This is a genomic window from Pasteurellaceae bacterium RH1A (assembly GCA_012221805.1).
In the GTDB taxonomy this organism is placed as follows: domain Bacteria; phylum Pseudomonadota; class Gammaproteobacteria; order Enterobacterales; family Pasteurellaceae; genus RH1A.
On record CP015195.1, the window covers coordinates 566,163 to 585,449 of the forward strand.

The 19,287-nt window shown below is 49.4% G+C and carries 18 protein-coding genes; 9 read left to right on the plus strand and 9 right to left on the minus strand.

Features of this window, described 5'->3' with window-relative positions:
* Positions 1-14: 14 nt before the first annotated feature.
* Complete coding sequence (locus tag A4G20_02780) at positions 15-1,898, plus strand: potassium transporter (GenBank protein ID QIW15332.1); 1,884 nt, start codon at positions 15-17, stop codon at positions 1,896-1,898.
* Between the two features lie 57 nt (positions 1,899-1,955).
* On the opposite strand, the gene A4G20_02785 is transcribed toward A4G20_02780, so the two are convergent.
* Positions 1,956-2,462, minus strand: a complete 507-nt coding sequence (locus A4G20_02785) for a peptide-methionine (S)-S-oxide reductase (GenBank protein ID QIW15333.1) — start codon at positions 2,460-2,462, stop codon at positions 1,956-1,958.
* Positions 2,463-2,633: 171 nt separating this feature from the next.
* Between A4G20_02785 and A4G20_02790 the strand changes: the two genes are divergently transcribed.
* From A4G20_02790 to A4G20_02800, 3 genes are all read left to right on the plus strand, one after another.
* A complete protein-coding gene (locus tag A4G20_02790; protein ID QIW15334.1) occupies positions 2,634-3,896 on the plus strand; it encodes a nucleoside transporter NupC in 1,263 nt (420 codons plus the stop codon).
* A 79-nt stretch (positions 3,897-3,975) separates the two neighbouring features.
* Entirely contained in the window at positions 3,976-4,752 is a 777-nt protein-coding gene (locus A4G20_02795; protein QIW15335.1) for a deoxyribose-phosphate aldolase, read from the plus strand.
* Positions 4,753-4,867: 115 nt separating this feature from the next.
* Positions 4,868-5,584 (plus strand): purine-nucleoside phosphorylase, encoded by a 717-nt coding sequence (locus tag A4G20_02800; GenBank protein QIW15336.1) that lies wholly within the window; start codon positions 4,868-4,870, stop codon positions 5,582-5,584.
* A gap of 64 nt (positions 5,585-5,648) precedes the next feature.
* Here the strand turns inward: A4G20_02800 and A4G20_02805 are convergent, their stop codons facing one another.
* Complete coding sequence (locus tag A4G20_02805; GenBank protein QIW15337.1) at positions 5,649-6,542, minus strand: transcriptional regulator; 894 nt, start codon at positions 6,540-6,542, stop codon at positions 5,649-5,651.
* A gap of 138 nt (positions 6,543-6,680) precedes the next feature.
* Between A4G20_02805 and A4G20_02810 the strand changes: the two genes are divergently transcribed.
* The 3 genes from A4G20_02810 (at position 6,681) to A4G20_02820 (ending at position 9,224) form a co-directional block, all read left to right on the plus strand.
* Entirely contained in the window at positions 6,681-7,205 is a 525-nt protein-coding gene (locus tag A4G20_02810; GenBank protein ID QIW15338.1) for a polyketide cyclase, read from the plus strand.
* 21 nt (positions 7,206-7,226) lie between these two features.
* Positions 7,227-7,805: an NADPH quinone reductase MdaB gene (locus A4G20_02815; GenBank protein ID QIW15339.1), complete on the plus strand. Its 579-nt coding sequence runs from the start codon at positions 7,227-7,229 to the stop codon at positions 7,803-7,805.
* A gap of 171 nt (positions 7,806-7,976) precedes the next feature.
* Positions 7,977-9,224, plus strand: coding sequence for a hypothetical protein (locus A4G20_02820; GenBank protein ID QIW16839.1), 1,248 nt, complete (start codon positions 7,977-7,979; stop codon positions 9,222-9,224).
* 61 nt (positions 9,225-9,285) lie between these two features.
* Here A4G20_02820 and A4G20_02825 read toward each other — a convergent pair whose 3' ends face one another.
* Together A4G20_02825 and A4G20_02830 are read right to left on the minus strand one after the other, a co-directional pair.
* Positions 9,286-10,047 (minus strand): uridine phosphorylase, encoded by a 762-nt coding sequence (locus A4G20_02825; protein QIW15340.1) that lies wholly within the window; start codon positions 10,045-10,047, stop codon positions 9,286-9,288.
* A 233-nt stretch (positions 10,048-10,280) separates the two neighbouring features.
* Complete coding sequence (locus A4G20_02830; GenBank protein ID QIW15341.1) at positions 10,281-10,754, minus strand: transcriptional regulator AsnC; 474 nt, start codon at positions 10,752-10,754, stop codon at positions 10,281-10,283.
* A gap of 170 nt (positions 10,755-10,924) precedes the next feature.
* Between A4G20_02830 and A4G20_02835 the strand changes: the two genes are divergently transcribed.
* Positions 10,925-11,917: an aspartate--ammonia ligase gene (locus tag A4G20_02835; protein ID QIW15342.1), complete on the plus strand. Its 993-nt coding sequence runs from the start codon at positions 10,925-10,927 to the stop codon at positions 11,915-11,917.
* Between the two features lie 126 nt (positions 11,918-12,043).
* Here A4G20_02835 and A4G20_02840 read toward each other — a convergent pair whose 3' ends face one another.
* Positions 12,044-13,006 carry a ferrochelatase gene (locus A4G20_02840; GenBank protein QIW15343.1) on the minus strand — a complete coding sequence of 321 codons (963 nt, stop codon included), beginning with the start codon at positions 13,004-13,006 and terminating at the stop codon, positions 12,044-12,046.
* Positions 13,007-13,438: 432 nt separating this feature from the next.
* Here A4G20_02840 and A4G20_02845 point away from each other — a divergent pair, with 432 nt between their 5' ends.
* Positions 13,439-14,689, plus strand: coding sequence for a diaminopimelate decarboxylase (locus A4G20_02845; protein QIW15344.1), 1,251 nt, complete (start codon positions 13,439-13,441; stop codon positions 14,687-14,689).
* 183 nt (positions 14,690-14,872) lie between these two features.
* Here A4G20_02845 and A4G20_02850 read toward each other — a convergent pair whose 3' ends face one another.
* The 4 genes from A4G20_02850 to A4G20_02865 all read right to left on the minus strand — a co-directional run bounded on the left by A4G20_02850 (position 14,873) and on the right by A4G20_02865 (position 19,162).
* On the minus strand, positions 14,873-15,301 hold the full coding sequence (locus tag A4G20_02850; protein QIW15345.1) for a hypothetical protein: 429 nt from the start codon (positions 15,299-15,301) through the stop codon (positions 14,873-14,875).
* A gap of 151 nt (positions 15,302-15,452) precedes the next feature.
* Positions 15,453-16,463 carry a galactoside ABC transporter permease MglC gene (locus tag A4G20_02855; GenBank protein ID QIW15346.1) on the minus strand — a complete coding sequence of 337 codons (1,011 nt, stop codon included), beginning with the start codon at positions 16,461-16,463 and terminating at the stop codon, positions 15,453-15,455.
* Between the two features lie 15 nt (positions 16,464-16,478).
* Complete coding sequence (locus A4G20_02860; GenBank protein QIW15347.1) at positions 16,479-18,005, minus strand: galactose/methyl galactoside ABC transporter ATP-binding protein MglA; 1,527 nt, start codon at positions 18,003-18,005, stop codon at positions 16,479-16,481.
* A gap of 167 nt (positions 18,006-18,172) precedes the next feature.
* On the minus strand, positions 18,173-19,162 hold the full coding sequence (locus A4G20_02865) for a methyl-galactoside ABC transporter substrate-binding protein (protein QIW15348.1): 990 nt from the start codon (positions 19,160-19,162) through the stop codon (positions 18,173-18,175).
* Positions 19,163-19,287: the final 125 nt, after the last annotated feature.

Genomic DNA, 19,287 nt, shown 5'->3' on the forward strand with positions numbered 1-19,287 from the left:
TTTATGGGGGAAATATGTCAAATTTAGCCAATCCTGAACTGGTCAAGGTGGTCGCCCTCTTGGCCACCAGCATTACCATTGTGCCGCTCTTTAAACGTATCGGCCTGGGCAGCGTGCTGGGCTATTTGGTGGCTGGCTGCCTGATTGGGCCGTCTGTTTTTGGCCTCTTCCAAGATCCGTCTGCTGTGGTTCACATGGCTGAGCTGGGCGTGGTTATGTTCCTTTTTATCATCGGGCTGGAAATGCACCCCGAACGCCTCTGGGCCATGCGTAAGGCCATCTTCGGCCGAGGCCTGCTACAAGTGGCTGGCTGCGGCGCTCTCTTGACCTTTGCCGGCATTTATCTCCTGGGCCTGCCAAGAGAGGTGGCCTTTATTGCCGGCATGGGCTTTACCCTCTCTTCCACCGCCATTGTGATGCAGGTCTTGGAAGAGCGGGGTGTCAGCACCACGCCCAAGGGGCAGAGAATTGTGTCCACCCTGCTTTTTGAAGACCTAGCCATTGTGCCACTCTTGGCCTCGGTCGCCTTTCTCGCCCCACAACATGAAAGCAGCGAACCCACCAACTGGATGACCATCGCCATTCCACTGGTGATGATTGTAGGCCTAGTGGTGGCAGGCAAATGGCTTATGAACCCCATCTTCCGTATGATTTCCAAGGCTCGAATTCGGGAAATGATGACCGCTGCCGCCCTCCTAGTGGTTTTAGGGGCAGCCCTGGCCATGGAATTTGGCGGCCTGTCCATGGCTATGGGCGCCTTTGTGGCCGGCGTGATGCTCTCCGAGTCCGCCTTCCGCCACCAGCTAGAAGCCGATATTGAACCCTTCCGAGGCCTGCTCTTGGGGCTTTTCTTTATGGGCGTGGGTATGTCGCTGGATCTGAGTTTGGTCTTTAACAACTGGCTTTGGCTTCTGGGCATTGTGGCCCTTTATGTAACGGGCAAGGCCCTGGCCATTTATGTGATTGCTCGCATCACTCTCTTAACCCACAAGGAAGCCGTGGCTCGCATGGCCATTATGGCCCACGGCGGCGAATTCGCCTTTGTGCTTTTCTCCTCAGCCGCCACCGCTAATGTGATGAGCAAGGATATGCACGCCACCTTCACGGCCGCGGTTATCCTCTCCATGCTCTTCTCGCCCCTGATTATCTTGGCCGTACGTAAGCTCACCAATTTGCGTAAGCCTAAAAATACCGAGGAAGAAATTAACTTAGATGGCATTGATTTAGCTGAAGGCATCAGCAGCCCCGTGCTGGTGATTGGCTTTGGCCGCTTCAGCCAGATTGTCTGCCAAACCCTCCTGGCTCGGGGCTTGAGCGTGGCGGTTATCGACCGTGAGATTGGCAATATCCGTGCCGCAGCCAAGTTCGGTTTTAAGGTCTATTATGGGGACGGAGTCAGAATGGACGTGCTGCGAGCCAGCGGGATTGAACAGGCCAGCTGCGTGATTATCGGCCTGGCCGAGCCTGAACGCACGGCGAAAATTGTCGAACTCATCAAACACGAGTATCCGCTCACCCCCGTTTTTGCCCGCACCTTCGACCGCCAATCCGCCATTAAACTGATGGAGCATAAGGTGGATTATCAAGTGCGTGAAACCTTTGAATCAGCCATCACCCTCAGCCGAGCGGCCCTTATGAAGTTGGGTTCTAACGAGGTGGAAGCCGATGAAGTGATTGCCTATGTCCGTCAGCTAGACCAAGAACGCCTGCACGAGGAATTCCTCCATGGCGGCACGTCTGAAGAAATCGTCAAAAAATACTGGCGCCCAACCCCTTTTGTTCCACCTCATCATGAGGCCGAGGCCTTGACCGAAGAAACGGCGGGGATTTTGGCGGAAGAAGTAGAGGTAAATCCAGTAGAAGAAAAAATGGATAAGGAAGAAAAAGAGAAGCGTTAGAGATAAAGATAAGCGGTCAAATTTGCAAAAAATCCTGCAAACCCAACCGCTTGTAGCCTATTGGCTGGCCCACAGCTCCCGCATAAGGGCGATGTCGATATGGCAATAGCCCGTTGGGTTCTTATCAAGGTATTCCTGATGGTATTCCTCGGCTGGAAAATACTGCTCTAAAGGCTCATTTTCCAAGGCAAGTGGCTGCTCATATTGGGTTTGCAGGTCTGCCAAGGCCTGATTGATAACAGGAATATCGGCAGGATCGACATAGTAAATCCCCGTGCGGTACTGAATACCCTTGTCGTGGCCCTGCTGGTTGATGCTAACAGGGTCGATAACCTTAAAGAAGAAGCCCAAAATGGTGGCTAGGTTGGTTTGATTGGCATCATAAACCACCTTAACCACTTCCGCATGGCCGCTGCCCTGGCAGACCTCTTGATAGCTTGGGTTGAGGCTATTGCCATTGGCATAGCCAGACTGGGCAGATACCACCCCATTGAGGCGTTTTAAGAAGGCTTCTAGGCCCCAAAAACAGCCGCCTGCTAGATAAATTTCACGCAAATTCTGCATTATTTACTCCTTTTTTACTTAAAGTTCGCCCCTAAAGTGTGATCTAAATCTTATTTTTGTCAATTAGTCTTTGCAAAATTTAAAAAATTGAAGATTTTGCCCCAAAAAATCGGTATAGTAGCGCAACTTTTTCTCTATCTATTTTTTAGTACTTTTCTTGAGGTATTCACAATGGAAACTTTAAATAGCCTTTTGGGTATCGTGGTTTTGTTGGCGATTGCATTCGTGTTTTCGAGCAACAAAAAAGCGATTAACCTGCGTGTTGTATTGGGCGCACTTGCCATTCAAATTGGTATCGGTGCCTTGATCTTATATGTGCCAGCTGGCCGTGACGCCCTAGGCGCCACCGCAGACGGCGTAGGCAAGGTTATCTCTTACGGTAACGAAGGGATTTCCTTCCTCTTTGGTGGCTTGGTCAGTGACAAAATGTTTGAAGTCTTCGGTGGCGGCGGTTTCGTCTTTGCCTTCCGTGTGCTTCCAACCATCGTCTTCTTCTCAGCTCTTATCTCTTTACTCTACTACATCGGCGTGATGCAGTGGGTTATCCGCATCATCGGTGGGGGCTTGCAAAAACTCTTGGGCACCTCTAAACCTGAATCCATGTCAGCGGCTGCTAACATCTTCGTTGGCCAAACCGAAGCCCCGCTTATCGTAAAACCTTACATCGGCAAAATGACCGAGTCTGAACTCTTTGCCATTATGGCTGGTGGTTTAGCCTCTATCGCAGGTTCGGTGATGGCAGGTTATGCTGGCATGGGCGTGCCATTGGCCTACTTGATTGCAGCGTCTTTCATGGCAGCGCCAGGTGGTCTTTTATTCGCCAAAATCCTTGTGCCACAAACCGAACAATTCCGTGATGAATTAGAAGAGGTTGATTTAGACAAACCAGCCAACGTGTTAGATGCCGTGGCCGCAGGTGCGGGCGCAGGTATGCAACTTGCCCTTAACGTGGGTGCGATGTTGATTGCTTTTGTGGCCTTGATTGCCCTTATCAACGGTATCTTAGGCGGCGTAGGTGGCTGGTTCGGCTATGGCGACCTCAACCTAGGCCAAATCTTAGGTTGGATCTTCAAACCGCTTGCCTGGGCCATTGGTGTGCCTTGGAACGAGGCTGAAGTGGCTGGCCAAATGATTGGTTTAAAACTGGCCATTAACGAGTTCGTCGGTTACTTAGAATTCGCCAAATACCTAGGCCCTGAAGCCCCAATGGTACTAACTGAAAAAACCAAGGCCATTATCAGCTTCGCCCTTTGTGGTTTTGCTAACTTCAGCTCCATTGCTATCTTAATTGGCGGCCTGGGTGCCATGGCGCCAAACCGCCGCGGCGACATTGCCCGCCTTGGTATGAAAGCCGTGCTTGCAGGTTCCCTCTCTAACCTTATGAGTGCAACCATTGCAGGATTATTTATCGGTATCGGCGGAGCTGTGTTATAATCGCCCCGCTTATCATGCAACACCACAGGAAACTGTGGTGTTGTCGTTTATGGCTCACGCAAACGATTTCGGAGGAAATATGACCATAAAACAAATTGCTCAACAAGCCCTGTCCTTAATGGACTTAACCACCCTCAACGATAACGACACAGACGAAAAAGTTATCGCCCTCTGCCAGCAAGGCAAGACGGACTTCGGCACACCTGCCGCTGTTTGTGTTTACCCCCGCTTCGTGCCAATCGCCCGCAAGGCCCTGAAAGCCCAAGGCACCGAGCAGGTAAAAATCGCCACCGTCACCAACTTCCCGCATGGCAATGACGACCTTGAAATCGCAGTAAGTGAAACCAAGGCCGCTGTGGCCTACGGGGCGGACGAAGTGGATGTGGTTTTCCCTTATCGTGCCCTGATGGCTGGCAATGAACAAGTTGGCTTTGACTTGGTCAAACAATGCAAGGCCGTTTGTGCAGAAGCAGGTGTTTTATTGAAAGTTATCATCGAAACTGGTGAGCTAAAAACTGCTGAACTCATCCGCAAGGCCAGCCAAATCAGCATTGAGGCAGGGGCAGATTTTATCAAAACCTCCACAGGTAAAGTGCCTGTCAATGCCACCCTGGAATCCGCTCAAATTATGCTGGAAACCATTCGGGACTTAGGCGTGGCTGATAAGGTGGGCTTTAAGGCCGCAGGCGGGGTAAAAACCTCTGAAGAAGCCCAAGCCTATTTGGCCTTAGCGGCTCAAATTCTCGGCCAAGATTGGGTTAATGCTCAACACTTCCGCTTCGGTGCTTCAAGTCTCTTAGGCAACCTGCTTGCGACCTTGAATGACCAAGAGGCCAAAGCGGTAACGGGTTATTAAACCTAATAAAAGATAGCGCCAGCCTCCAGGCTGGTGCTGATAGCAAAAAAGGCACAAGCGTGGACGCTTGCGCCATCACTTCAACTTCATAAACAGATAAAACGAGGAAACCAAAATGACTCCACACATTAACGCACCTGAAGGTGCATTTGCTGATGTCGTCCTAATGCCAGGCGACCCACTTCGTGCCAAATATATCGCCGAAACCTTCCTAGAAAACGCCGAACAAGTCACCAATGTGCGTAATATGTTCGGTTACACCGGCACCTACAAGGGTCGCCGTATTTCCGTTATGGGCCACGGCATGGGCATTCCATCTTGCTCTATTTATGCTAAAGAACTCATCACCGAATACGGTGTGAAAAAAATCATCCGTGTCGGCTCTTGCGGCGCCGTGCGCCCTGATGTGAAATTGCGTGAAGTGATCATCGGCGTGGGCGCTTGTACTGACTCCAAAGTGAACCGTATTCGCTTCAAAGACAACGACTTCTCTGCCATTGCCGACTTTGATATGACCCTAGCCGCCGTTGAAGCTGCCAAACAAAAGGGCGTAAACGTGCGTGTGGGTAACATTTTCTCAGCCGACCTTTTCTACACCCCAGATGTAGAAATGTTTGATGTGATGGAAAAATACGGCATCTTAGGCGTGGAAATGGAAGCGGCAGGTATCTACGGCGTGGCTGCTGAATACGGCGCCAAAGCCCTAACCATCTGCACCGTGTCAGACCACATCCGCACCCACGAACAAACCACAGCCGAAGAGCGTCAATCCACCTTCAACGAGATGATTGAAATTGCTCTTGAGTCTGTTTTAATTGGCGATAAAGCCTAAGATCTTCTTCTAAACAAGCGGGGCAGATTTGCAAATTTCTTGCAAGCCTGCCCCGCTTGCTCATCTAAAAAGGCGACTGACAAGACCTCACCAACAAATCCCTCACCCACTTATGCCCCTGGCTGTGATGAGTGCGTTCGTGCCAGGCCAGTAGTTTGGTAAAGCCCTTTACCTCCAGCGGTGGGCGACGGAGAGCCAGGCCCTCACCCTGTACCAAACGGCTAGGCACGGTGGCAATCAGATCTGTCGTTTTTAAAATTTCTGGCAGAATCAAAAAGCTGGAGACCGAAAGATCTACCTGACGGCTCTTCCCTAAGCCAGCTAACATCTCATCTACCACTCCTGCAAACTGTCCTCCTTGGTAGGAAATCAGGGCGTGTCTAGCCTGACAAAAACTCTCCAAAGACCAATTCGCCAAGAGAGGATGATCAGCGCGCATTGCACAGACATAATGTTCATCATAAAGGGGCTTGACCCGAAAATCAGGGGCGGTTTCACCTTGGGTAATAAGGGCCAGATCCAGCTCGCCCTTGTGTAGGCGATTTGCTACATTGCCTGACTGAATGGGCAGCAGGGCCACCTTAATCTTAGGGGCAAGTTGGTTGAGCTGTTGTAGGAAGGGCACAATTACCGCCCGAAAGGCATAGTCGGTTGCCCCGATTTTGACAGTAAATTCGGCCTGGGCTGGGATAAATTCAGGCGGTTGTAAGAGAGATTCAATTTGCGACAGGATTTGCTTAACAGGGGCTTGCAGGCCCAAGGCCCGTTCGGTGGGCAGCATTCCATACTGGGCACGGACAAAAAGCGGCTCATTCAAGCTTTCTCGTAGTCTGGCTAGCATTCCGCTCATTGCTGATTGAGTTACCGACAAACGCTCTGCCGCTCGGCTGACATTTTGTTCATCCAATAAAGCATCCAAGGCTTTGAGTAAATTCAGATCTAATTGGTGCAGTTGCATTACCTTCTCCAGATATTTTCTTTTTAAATATCTTATATCATAATTATCAATTAGCCAAATAATACTAGCCTGCCTATAATTCCCCCATCGCAAGCAGAAAGGCTGCTTGCTTGGTTTAATGATTTAAGAGGATTTATGATGACAACCCAATATAGCCAACCTGCCATTATCTGGCCTGAACTTTATACCCCAGGGGAAACCGATAACTACTGCTCAAATGAAGTGATTGTGAAGGGCTTGCAGCTTGCCGATGTGTGGCAATATCTGGCCGACACCGCCCAATGGGAAAGTTACTATGAAAACTGTTCCAACATTATAGTGGGTGATGGTACAACCAGCCTCTTATCCGCAGGAGCAGACTTTGTCTTTACCACCTTCGGCTTTTTAGTGAAGGCAAAAGTAGAAGAATTTGAAATCTCCACAGACGGCAATGTGGGCAGAATGGCCTGGTCGGGCGAGTTCGGCGAAGGCAAGGATTTTTGCCAAGTCTATCACGCCTGGCTCTTTGAAAACCTACCAAATAACCGTGTGCGTATTTTGACCGAAGAAAGCCAAATCGGCGAGCCAGCCAATGTCTTGGCAGAGACCCTGCCAAATCCGATGATCAACGGCCACCAGGCCTGGCTAACTGGTTTAGTAAAGAAGGCGAAGGGGCAAATTTAGAAAAAGATAAGGAAACACACAATGAACATTCTATTACTAGACGGCGGCAAAACCTTTGCCCATTCCCAAGGGCTGCTTAACCATACCCTCCACCAAGTGGCCAAGGAAGTATTAACTGAACTTAATCACTCCCTTCGAGAATGCGTGATTGATGAAGGTTATGATATTGAAGCACAAGTGGAAAACTGGCTCTGGGCAGATGTGGTGATTTGGCAAATGCCTGGCTGGTGGATGGGCGAGCCCTGGACGGTTAAAAAATACATTGATGAAGTCTTTACCGCAGGCCACGGCAAACTTTATACCAGCGATGGAAGACATCGTACCAACCCAAGCGAGGGTTACGGCACGGGCGGACTTTGCCAAGACAAAAAAGTGATGTTATCGCTAACCTGGAACGCCCCCATTGAGGCCTTTGACCGAGTGGGCGATTTCTTTGAAGGCCGGGGCGTGGACGGGCTGTATATGCACTTCTTCAAGGCCCATCAGTTTATGGGCATGGGAAAATTGCCAACCTATATCTGCAATGATGTGATGAAAAATCCGCAGGTGGAGCAGTATAAGGCAGACTATAGCACTCATTTAAAGGCGGTACTTGGCTAAAGGCAAGCGGAGCTGAATTTGCAAAAACCTGCAAATTTTAGCCCGCTTGTTATCGCTATTAGCTTCAACTTCAAGGAAACTCAAATGAAAAAACTTTTTTCCCTGCTTTCTCTTGCCCTACTTGGCACTCAGGCCAGTGCTCAAACGGCTCTCCAACCCCAATTAGCTGCACTGGGCGGTGGCGTAGTGGGGGCTTATTATCAAGCTCAAACCCCTTCAGCAAAATCGGCAATTGGCATTATGGTAATGCACGCCGAGGGTGATTATTTAAAATTTAATGCCTGTACCGAGTTGTCAGAACGGGGCTTTAACGTGCTGTGTGTCAATAATTCTTTCAGCAAAAACCTGGCTACCAGTGGTGTAGATTTTGAACAATTTATGATTGATGCAGGCAAGGCGGTTTCTTATCTCAAGGAACAAGCAGGCATTAAGAAAGTCGTGTTATTAGGGCATAGTGGCGGTGGAGCCATGTTGTCGGCCTATCAAAATATTGCCGAAAACGGGCTGGCAGCCTGCAATGGGGTGGAAAAAATTGCCCCTTGCTCATCAGAAAAACTGGCTAATTTACCCAAGGCTGACGGCATTATTTTGCTAGACGCAAATTACGGGCTGTCCACAATGACCCTTTTAAGCCTCAATCCTGCCATTTTGGACGAAAATCAACCACAAAAACGAGACGAAAGCTTAAGCCTTTTTAAGCCACAAAACGGCTTTAGCCCAACAGGGGCGACTTATACGGCGGACTTTACCCAGCGTTTTCAACAGGGCATTTCAGCCAGAATGAACCGCTTAATCGCTCAGGCTCAACGTCGTCAAGCCGCCATCGCCAAGGGCGAAGGATTGTATAAGGGCAATGAGCCGATGATTATTGCAGACGCACATTATTTGGGCATGAACAACCGTTTTTACAGCCAAGATCCACGCTTCCTCTCTCGCACTGAGCAGGAATGGGACTTGCTCAAGGCAGACGGCAGCAAGGTCAAGCAGATTATCCACACCGTTCGCCCTGCCAAGAATCTCAAAGATCGTGATGGCGATTTTAACACCAGTGCCTTAAAAACCAGCGTAAACAGCTTTTTAACGACCTTTGCTATTCGTACAGATGAAAAAACCTTCGGCTACAACCAAAGTGGTTTTACTGGCGTGGACTGGGATTCCACCCAAACCAGCCCGATTTCAGCGGTCAAGGGCATTCGTGTGCCGCTACTCACAATGGGTATGACAGGCAACTGGGAATTTTTAGCGGCAGAGAAAATCTACCAAAATGCGGCCAGTCAGGATAAAACCCTTGTCTTTGTAGAAGGGGCAAGCCACCTTATTACCCCTTGTAAGGAATGTGAAAACGTGGCTGGAGAATTTGGTGATACCGTTAAAACCACCTATGATTTTATTGGGGACTGGTTGGGGCGATTCCATTAAGAAAACGAGATCTTGCTATAGCAAAAAGCCTTGGTTTCCCAAGGCTTTTTTTACATTTACATTATGCCGCAGCCAATGCGCCGGCGGCTTCCACCACCACCTTGATGGCACGGATTTCGGTGTCCTTGATGGTTTCCTCATTTGGGATTTCTTGCTGGGTGCGGTTTACGATCACGCCTGATACCATACCCGCCTTAAGGCCTAGGGCTGAACACATGGTAAAGAGCGTGCCGGATTCCATTTCAAAGTTCATCACATTCAGTTCTTGCCATTGTTTGAGGCTGCCTTGGTAGTGTTTCCACACCTTGCCTGAGTAGGTGTCGTAGCGCTCTTGGCCTGGGTAGAAAGTATCAGATGAAGCAGTAATGCCCACATAAGGGGTGATGCCTTGGTTTTGGGCGGCGGCATAAAGGGCGTTGGTGGCGGTGAAGTCGGCCACGGCTGGGTATTCCAGCGGAGCGAAGTGGCGGCTGGCGCCATCTAGGCGGACAGCGCCTGTGGTGACTAACACATCACCTACATTGATATGCGGCTGAATCGCGCCAGTGGTGCCGATGCGGAGGAAGCTACGCACGCCTAATTGGGCCAATTCTTCCACACAGATAGAGACAGACGGGCCGCCGATACCAGTTGAGCAAACCACAATCGGTTGGCCGTTTACATAGCCCAACCAGGAGGTAAACTCACGGGTGGACACAAGAAATTCTGGATTATCCATTTGACGGGCGATGCGTTCAGAACGGGCAGGATCGCCTGGGACGATGGCGACTTTAGCGCCTTTTAACATGGCTTTGGTTAAACCTAAGTGAAATACTTCAGACATAATGCTCTCCTTAATTTAGGGGTTGTTTTGGTTTATTTTACCTATGATGGCGGCCAACAAGCGATGATTTTCACTTAAAAATGTGCAAATTTGTGAAGTGGATCAACTGAAAACGTTTGCGTCATTTCAGATTTGCAGATTTTGGTGCTTTTTTGGCCGCTTGTTGGAGTGAATTGACGGCGGTTCGACTAATGCTTCGACCAGCTCAGCAAGCATCTCACCGACCGCCTTATCTAGGGCCTTATATCCCGCAAAATTGGGTTTTGCATGGAGATCAGGGTTTCGGTGGATTGGATCTCGTCAATCAGCTGGATCTTGGTGGCCAGCACGCTGTGCAGTTCTTCGATGGTATGGGTCATGACCTTGAGGAAGATGGAGTAGTTGCCCGTGGTGTAGTAGGCCTCGACCACCTCCTCAAAGGCATTAAGTTTGGCGATAACCTGCTCGTAATCCTTGGCGGATTTCAAAATCACCCCGATAAAGCAGCAGACATCATAGCCCAGCTTGCGTTGGTTGAGGCGGATTTTTGTGCCTTCAATAATGCCCGACTGACGCATTTTTTCCACCCGCACATGAATGGTGCCTGCACTGACCCCAAAATTTTTGGCCATTTCGGCATAGGGGGTGCGGGCATCATCAATTAAGGCCCGCAAAATTTGCCGATCAAGCGGGTCCAGTTGTTGATTTATTTGCAAATGCTTGTTCAAAATTAGCCCACCTTTTTGATTTTGTTAATGAATACATAAAATATAGCACACTTAATTAGATAATATCTAATCATATTGCTTTTTTGTTTGATGAACCTTGCATTTTTTTGAGATTTCTTTAAATTAAGCTCATCTTTTTTGAATAAACACATTTACTTTAAGGACAAACCATGAAAAAGTCATTTATCTTACAACAACAAGAAATCAGCTTTGTGAAGAACACCTTTACCCAAAACCTCATTGAGCAATTAGGCATTGTGGAAGTGCAAGGCCCAATCTTAAGCCAGGTGGGCAACGGTATGCAGGACAACCTGTCAGGCATTGAAAAGGCGGTACAAGTAAACGTTAAACAAATTCCTAATGCCACCTTTGAGATCGTCCACTCTCTAGCTAAATGGAAACGCCATACCCTGGCCCGCTTCCACTTTGCCGAAGGCGAAGGCCTCTTTGTTCACATGAAGGCGCTGCGCCCTGATGAAGACTCGCTCGATCCAACCCACTCGGTTTATGTGGATCAGTGGGACTGGGAAAAGGTTATTCCTGAAGGCCGCCGCAACTTTGACTACCTCAAAGAAACCGTGCGTTCCATCTACAAGGCCATTCGCTTAACCGAAATTGCAGTGGAAGCCCGCTTTGATATTCCATCTGTTTTGCCAAAAGAAATCACCTTTGTACACAGCGAAGACTTGGTCAAACGCTACCCAGACATGACAGGCAAGCAGCGTGAAAATGCTATTTGTAAGGAATATGGTGCGGTATTCTTAATCGGGATTGGTGGAAAGCTTTCTGATGGCAAACCGCACGATGGCCGCGCCCCAGACTACGATGACTGGACAACCGAATCCGAAAAGGGCTACAAGGGCCTCAACGGCGATATTTTGGTTTGGAACGAAGAATTAGGCACAGCCTTTGAACTCTCTTCCATGGGCATTCGGGTGGATGAAAAGGCCCTACGCCTACAGGTGGAACTAACAGGCGACCAAGACCGCCTAAAAATGGACTGGCACAAGGACTTGCTAGCAGGCCGCCTGCCGCTGTCTATCGGTGGTGGTATCGGCCAATCCCGCCTAGCCATGTTCCTTCTGCACAAAAAACATATCGGCGAGGTGCAATCCAGCGTGTGGCCGAAAGAAATGTTGGAGCAGTTTGATAATATTCTTTAAGATTGTAGGGGCAAATTATATTTGCCCCTCATCTCTCTGATGGCGCCAGCGTCTTCGCTGGTGCCTTTTTTATTTGGCATTCGGCACCAGCCTGGAGGCTGGCGCCAGCGAGTGCTAAAGCCCACGCTACGCAATTTTAGCCTCAATCAAACCCACCAAAGCCCGAATATGATCGTCACTGGCGTTCAAGGCTGGAATATAGCGGTAACTCTCCCCGCCTGCCTGTTCAAAGTATTCACGGTTTTCTTCGGCAATTTCTTCCAAGGTTTCTAAGCAGTCTGCCGAAAAGCCTGGGCAGATAACCGCCACCTTTTTCACGCCCTTTTGTGGGAAGTTTTGTAGGGTTTCATCTGTGTAAGGCTTAAGCCATTCTTCATCGCCAAAGCGGGATTGGAAGCTCAAGAACCATTGGTTTTCCTGCAAGCCTAATTTTTCGGCCACCAAACGGGCCGTTTCTCGGCAGTGGCTGGCGTAAAAATCGCCCTCGGTTTCATAGCGTTTTGGAATGCCGTGGAAGGAAAAGAGCAGCAGTTCATCTTCCTCCAATTTAACGGTGTTGGCCAAAGCCTGGATATAAAGGGGATCGTTGTGGTAGTTATGGATAAAATCAAAGGCCACCATGCCCTTTTGGGTGCTCAGGCCACGGGCGAAGGCATCAAAGACTGAAGCCGTGGTGGTGGAGCTGTATTGGGGGTAGAGGGGCAGGACGATGATCTTGCTCACGCCCTGCTTGAGCAGGCTGTCCACCGCCCCTTCAATGCTAGGGTTGCCGTAGCTCATGCCCAGTTCAACCACCACATTTTGATTTGTAAGTTTAAAGTGATTGGCCACCGCTTGCTGCTGCTGGCGGGAGATGGCTAGGAGCGGCGAGCCTGCTTCCGTCCAAATACTCTGGTAGGCTTCGGCCACCTTGGGGGAGCGTTTAGGCAAGACCATGGTGTTGAGAATAAGCTGCCACTTCCATTTGGGCAGGTCGATAACCCGCTGGTCGCTTAAAAATTGACGGAGGTAGCGTTTTACCGCAGGCGTAGTCGGTTCATCTGGGGTGCCGAGGTTGGCCAAGAGCACGCCGATTTTGGCTTGGGACATAGGTTTTCCTTACTAAAATATCAAATGGGCAAAATTATGCCACAACTTGGCACAAAGGCCATAAATCAATTCAATCGTTGGGGATAAAAATCGGTATTATGCTGGCAATCGCACTACACAAAACGGTTGCTGAGCTTGTCGAAGCATAAGTTTTGTGCAAAAAACAGGCTGAAAGACTAATGGTTCGACAAGCTCACCAACCGTCTTTCAGCTTTATATTCATACTACATAATACTGAAAATTATGGCTGATTTTATGGTATAACGTGGTAAAATCAGCCCACTTTTTGATTTAGGTAAAGATTATGAAAAAATTCCTCTTTATTGCCCTTGTGGCTAGCCTTGGCTTAAGCGCCTGTGGCGTGAAAGGCCCGCTTTATTTCCCTGATAACCCACCTCCACACGAACAAAAGGCCCAGTAAGGACACGTTTAATGGATCATTTTAACTATCACAACCAGCAGCTTATGGCCGAAGACGTGCCTGTGGCGGAAATCATCAAACAATACGGCAGCCCGGCCTATATCTATTCCCGTGCCACCTTGGAACGCCACTGGAAGGCTTTCGATCAAGCCTTTGGCAGCCACCCGCATTTGATTTGTTTTGCGGTCAAATCCAACTCCAACATTGGCTTGCTCAACCTGATGGCCCGTCTGGGCTCGGGCTTTGACATTGTCTCCCAAGGGGAGCTGGAACGGGTCTTGGCAGCAGGTGGGGAGGCCAGCAAGGTCATTTTCTCGGGCGTGGCCAAGTCCCACCAAGAAATTGAACGGGCCTTGGAGGTCGGCATTCGCTGCTTTAACGTGGAATCTGTGGCCGAACTTCACCGCATTAATGAGGTAGCCGGCCAAATGGGCAAGACTGCCCCCATTTCGCTGCGGGTTAATCCTGATGTGGACGCCAAAACCCACCCCTATATTTCCACTGGCCTCAAGGAAAACAAGTTCGGCATTAGCGTGAAAGAAGCCCGCCAGGTCTATAACCTGGCCAAGGGTCTGCCTCATGTACAAATCACTGGTATGGACTGCCACATCGGCTCTCAACTGACCGAGCTGCAACCCTTCTTAGACGCGGCTGAACGGGTGATTGTGCTGATGGAGCAGCTCAAGGAAGATGGGATTGAGCTTCACCACTTGGATTTAGGCGGCGGCCTGGGCGTGCCTTATAATGGCGAAACCCCACCGCAGCCCAGCCAATACGTGGCCGCCCTCTTGGATAAGCTTGCAGCCTATCCCAACCTTGAAATTATCCTAGAACCCGGCCGGGCCATTACCGCCAATGCCGGCATTTTGGTGACCAAGGTGGAATATCTCAAGCAAAATGAAGACCGCAACTTCGCCATTGTCGATACGGGCATGAACGATATGATCCGCCCTGCCCTCTATGAGGCCTATATGCAGATCATTGAGGTGGACAGAAACCTTGAGCGGGAAAAAGCCCTTTATGATGTGGTCGGGCCGATTTGTGAAACCTCGGATTTCCTAGGCAAGCAGCGGGAATTGGCCATCGACCAGGGCGATTTAATCGCTGTGCGTTCGGCCGGTGCTTATGGCGCGACCATGTCCTCCCACTACAACTCCCGCCCACGAGCCATTGAGGTTATGGTGGACGGCGCAACCGCCTACCTGATTAAGCAGCGGGAACGCTTTGAAGATCTGTGGCAGTTGGAGCGTTTATTGCCTTAGGTTTCCTCTTAATCCCCTCCCCCGCTTGCGGGGAGGGTTAGGGTGGGGGGATTGCCGTCAGGCAACAAGCAGTTAGATTTTCATGAAAATTTGCAAATTTTTGTGATTTTTGCCCCGCTTGTCTCTTGAGCTTCGCTCAATCCCCCCTCCCCTGCCCTCCCCCGCAAGCGGGGGAGGGAGAATTTACCGCTTGATAGCCAGCACCAACACACCCGCCGCCACCAATCCAATCCCCAGCCAATCCTGTCCACTTGGCCGTTCACCCAAAAAGACCACCGCAAAAATGGCCACCAGCACCAGGCTCAGCTTATCAATGGGGGCGACTTGAGAGGCTTTGCCCATTTGCAGGGCCTTAAAATAGGCCAGCCAGGAAATTCCTGTGGCCAGGCCTGACAGAATGAGGAAGATCCAGTTACGGGTGCTAAGTGAACTCAAGGGCTGCCACTTGCCTGTGTAGGTTAAAAAAGCCCCCAGGGCCAGAAAAATCACGATAATGCGGATAAAGGTGGCGAAATCCGAGTCAATGCCCTGCAAGCCTACCTTGGCAAAGATGGCGGTTAGGGCAGCAAAAAGGGCGGAGGCCAAGGCCCAGTAGAGCCATTCTTGGGTCATAAGACACCTCTTCTATCTACTTGATGGCGCCAGCCTCCAGGCTGGTGCCTTGTATTTCTTCGCACCAGCCTGGAGGCTGGCGCTATCTTTTGAATAAAAGCAAAAAACCTGCACCGCAGGGCGGTACAGGCTCTATTTTAAACCAAGTGACTTATTTTTTCTTGGCATATTTAAGGGAGTCAATGGCCACGGCCAAGATGATGATGCTGCCCTTGATGATGTATTGCCAGTATGGGTTTACGCCGATGTAGGTGAGGCCGTAGTTGATAACGGTAAAGATAAGCACCCCTGTTACCACGCCTAAAACTGTACCCACACCACCTGCGAAGGAGACACCACCCACCACACAGGCTGCGATGGCATCAAGCTCATACATAAAGCCCAGGTTGTTGGTGGCAGAGCCGATACGGCCGGCCTCTAACATACCGCCGAAGGCGTAGAAGATACCTGCAATCATATAAATGGCTACTAGGTTGCGGGCCACGTTTACGCCTGACACCTTGGCTGCTTCTGGGTTGCCGCCGATGGCGAAGATGTTTTTACCAAAGCGGGTCTTGTTCCACATCACCCAAACCAAGAAGGCACACACTGCCGCATAAATGGTGATGTAGGACAGCTTGAAGGTGCCGAAGCGGAAGAAGCCCTGGGCAAAGTTGGTAAAGTTTTCGTTAAAACCGGCAATTGGGGAGCCGCCCACTGCATCATAGTAGAGGGAGTTGAAACCATACACGATGATCATGGTACCCATGGTGGCGATAAATGGCGTGACGTTGAGGTAGGCGATAACAAAGCCGTTAATCAAGCCAATCACCGCACCCACTGCACACACGATAAGAATCACTACAGGGATTGGAATTTCGCCCAGGTCTGGGAAAACTCGGTTCATATTGTCCATGGCCTGCAAGAGGGTGGCGGAAATCACCGCTGCCAAGCCCACTTGACGACCGGCGGATAAGTCAGTCCCTTGGGTCACCAACAGGCCTGCCACACCCAGGGCGATAATCAAACGCACCGAAGACTGGGTTAAGATGTTACTGAAGTTGGTTAAACTTAAGAATGAGGTATCCTGGGCAATGATGATGCCAAGCAGGATAAGCAAGACGAAGTAGATCGCATTTTGCTTTAAAAACTCAAGGGTTTTATTTTGTTGTAAGGCTGCCATAATTCACTTCCTTTTTTAGAGATATTTTGCTGCAAGTTGTAGGATTTCTTCTTGCGAGGTTTTTGCGGTTTCCACAATGCCGGCCACCCGTCCATTGCTCATCACGAGAATGCGGTCGGTGACCCCCAGCAATTCAGGCATTTCGGAGGAAATCATAATGATGCCCTTGTCCTTTTTAGCCAGTTCGAGAATGAGTTGGTAGATCTCAAATTTGGCCCCGATGTCGATGCCTCGGGTTGGCTCGTCTAGCATAAGGATTTCAGGCTGGGTCAAGAGCCAGCGGCCGATAATGACCTTTTGCTGGTTACCGCCTGAAAGCGATCCAATATTGGTTTTATGGCTTGGGGTTTTGACGTTCATGGCATCAATCACCCACTGGGTATCGCTCTTCATTTTCTTGTTGCTAAGCAGGCCCAAACTGCCAATATAGGATTTCATATTAGAAACCAGGGAGTTGAACTCAATGCTGAGATTGGCGTAAATCCCCGTGGAACGGCGTTCTTCCGTCACCAGGGCAAAGCCGTTGTTGATGGCCTCAAGGGCGGTGTGGTTGTTCATTTCCTTGCCGTGGAGCTTGATAGTGCCAGATGCCTTTTCCCGCACCCCGAAGATGGTTTCCACGATGTCCGTCCGTTTCGCCCCCACCAGGCCCGCAATGCCTAGCACCTCGCCCTTACGCAGCTCAAAGCTGACATCTTGAATAGAAGGCTGGTTCTTGGCGGTCAGGTGTTCCACCTGCAAGATGGTTTCTTTGGGTTGGTTGGTTTTTTCAGGGAAGCGTTGGGTCAGTTCACGGCCAACCATCATAGACACAATTTCATCCATGGTGGTGGTTGGCACGGCCACGGTGTTGATCCACTTGCCGTCCCGCAGGATGGTGATTTCATCGCAGATCTTGAAGATCTCGTCCATCTTATGCGAAATATAAATAATGCCGCAGCCCTTGTTTTTGAGCTTCTCAATGATTTTAAAAAGGTGATCGACTTCCTTTTCAGAGAGCGAAGAAGTCGGCTCGTCCATGATCACGATTTTGGCGTTGTAGGAGAAGGCCTTGGCGATTTCGATCATCTGCATTTGCGAAACCGAGAGCTTGGCCACTTTTTCTCTTGGGTCGATGTTAATGTCTAATTCATCAAAAATGGCCTTGGTTTCACGGTACATCTTAGCGTGATCGACAAAGACGCCCTTGAGCGGGTAGCGACCCAGCCAAAGGTTGTCCATTACCGAGCATTGTTTAACCAGATTTAGCTCTTGATGCACCATGGAAATCCCGTTCTCAAGTGCCTCTTTGGAGGTCTTAAAATTCACAGGCTTGCCCAGAAAGAGGATTTCCCCTTCATCTTTGGCATAAATACCGAACAGACATTTTAACAGCGTGGACTTGCCCGCCCCGTTTTCACCCATAAGGGCGTGGACAGAGTAGGAACGCACGGTTAAATTGGCTTTATCTAAGGCTTTCACTCCAGGAAAGGACTTACTCACATTACTCATGGTGAGCAGCACTTGGCTATCTTGGCTTTCGTTTTGAATTGTTCTTGTCATATTCAGCCTCACAGAAAAAAGGGGAGCAAGCCCCCCTAGTATGTTGTGGGATAAATGCGTCTAAGCCATCAGGAGGAGGCAACAAGCGGGGAAATTTTGCCTATTTTTTGCAAATTTTCTTACCTTTTCCACCGCTTGTTCTGGCTTAGGGCAGTTAGCCGACAATCTTATTTTAAGAATTCAGATAGGTTGTCTTTGTCCACCCCAACATAAGGCACACGCACAACACGGTTTTCTAATTTCCAGTTGGTGCCTTCAGTGGCTGGTTTGCCTTTTGCAAGATTGTTAGAGAGTTGAACAACGGCTTTACCTTGGTTCACACCATCGTTAAGCACTGTACCAGCCAATTCACCTTTTTGGATTAACTGAAGGGCTTCAGGCAGGGCATCCACACCGAAGATAGGCAGTTTTTTGCCGTGAGCTTTAGTGGCTTCAAGTGCACCTAGGGCCATACCATCGTTGTTAGAAATGATGACTTCGATTTGGTTGGCTTTAGAGCTAGATAACCAAGCATCGGTTTTGTCCTTGGCCATGGCCGCATCCCACATACCGGTGTCGATAAAGAGCTGTTCTGTGCCAATGCCTTGGTTGTTGAGTTCTTCCACAACATATTTGGTACGGGCTTCGGCATCTGGGTGGCCTGGTTCACCTTTTAAGAGCACATATTGGATCTTGCCATCTTTGTTAAGGTCAAGGGCTGGGTTGGCCTTCCATTGTTTGGCAATCAAATTACCTTGGATTAGGCCAGACTCTTTCGGGTCTGTACCCACATAGTAGGCGTTTTCGTATTTGGCCAGAGCCGCTTCACCTGGGTCTTTATTGAAGAACACGATTGGGAGGTTGTCTGGTTTGGCTTTGCCAATCACGGTTGGAGCGGCAGATGGATCCACCAAGTTAATGGCCAGGGCTTTCACGCCTTTAGAAATCAACACATCCACTTGGTCGTTTTGGATAGATTGGGCATTTTGAGAGTCGTTCATTAAAAGTTGAACGTCTTTTAAAGGTTCAGCTTCTTTTTGGATTTCTTTACGCATTAATGACATAAAGTTGTCATCGTATTTGTAAATGGTGACCCCAATTTTGGTGTTGGCTTGAGCAAGAGTGCTAAGGCCTAGGCCTACAGCAAGCGCAGCAGCAGTTAAGATCGTTTTTTTCATAAGAAAGCTCCTTTTGGATGTTGAATAGATATTCACTCAAACAGCGTGAATGTGCTTAAGGGAAAATGTCGGGCGCAAGGATACCGTTTTTTGAACAAAAAAAATGTGATCTCATTCACAGAATA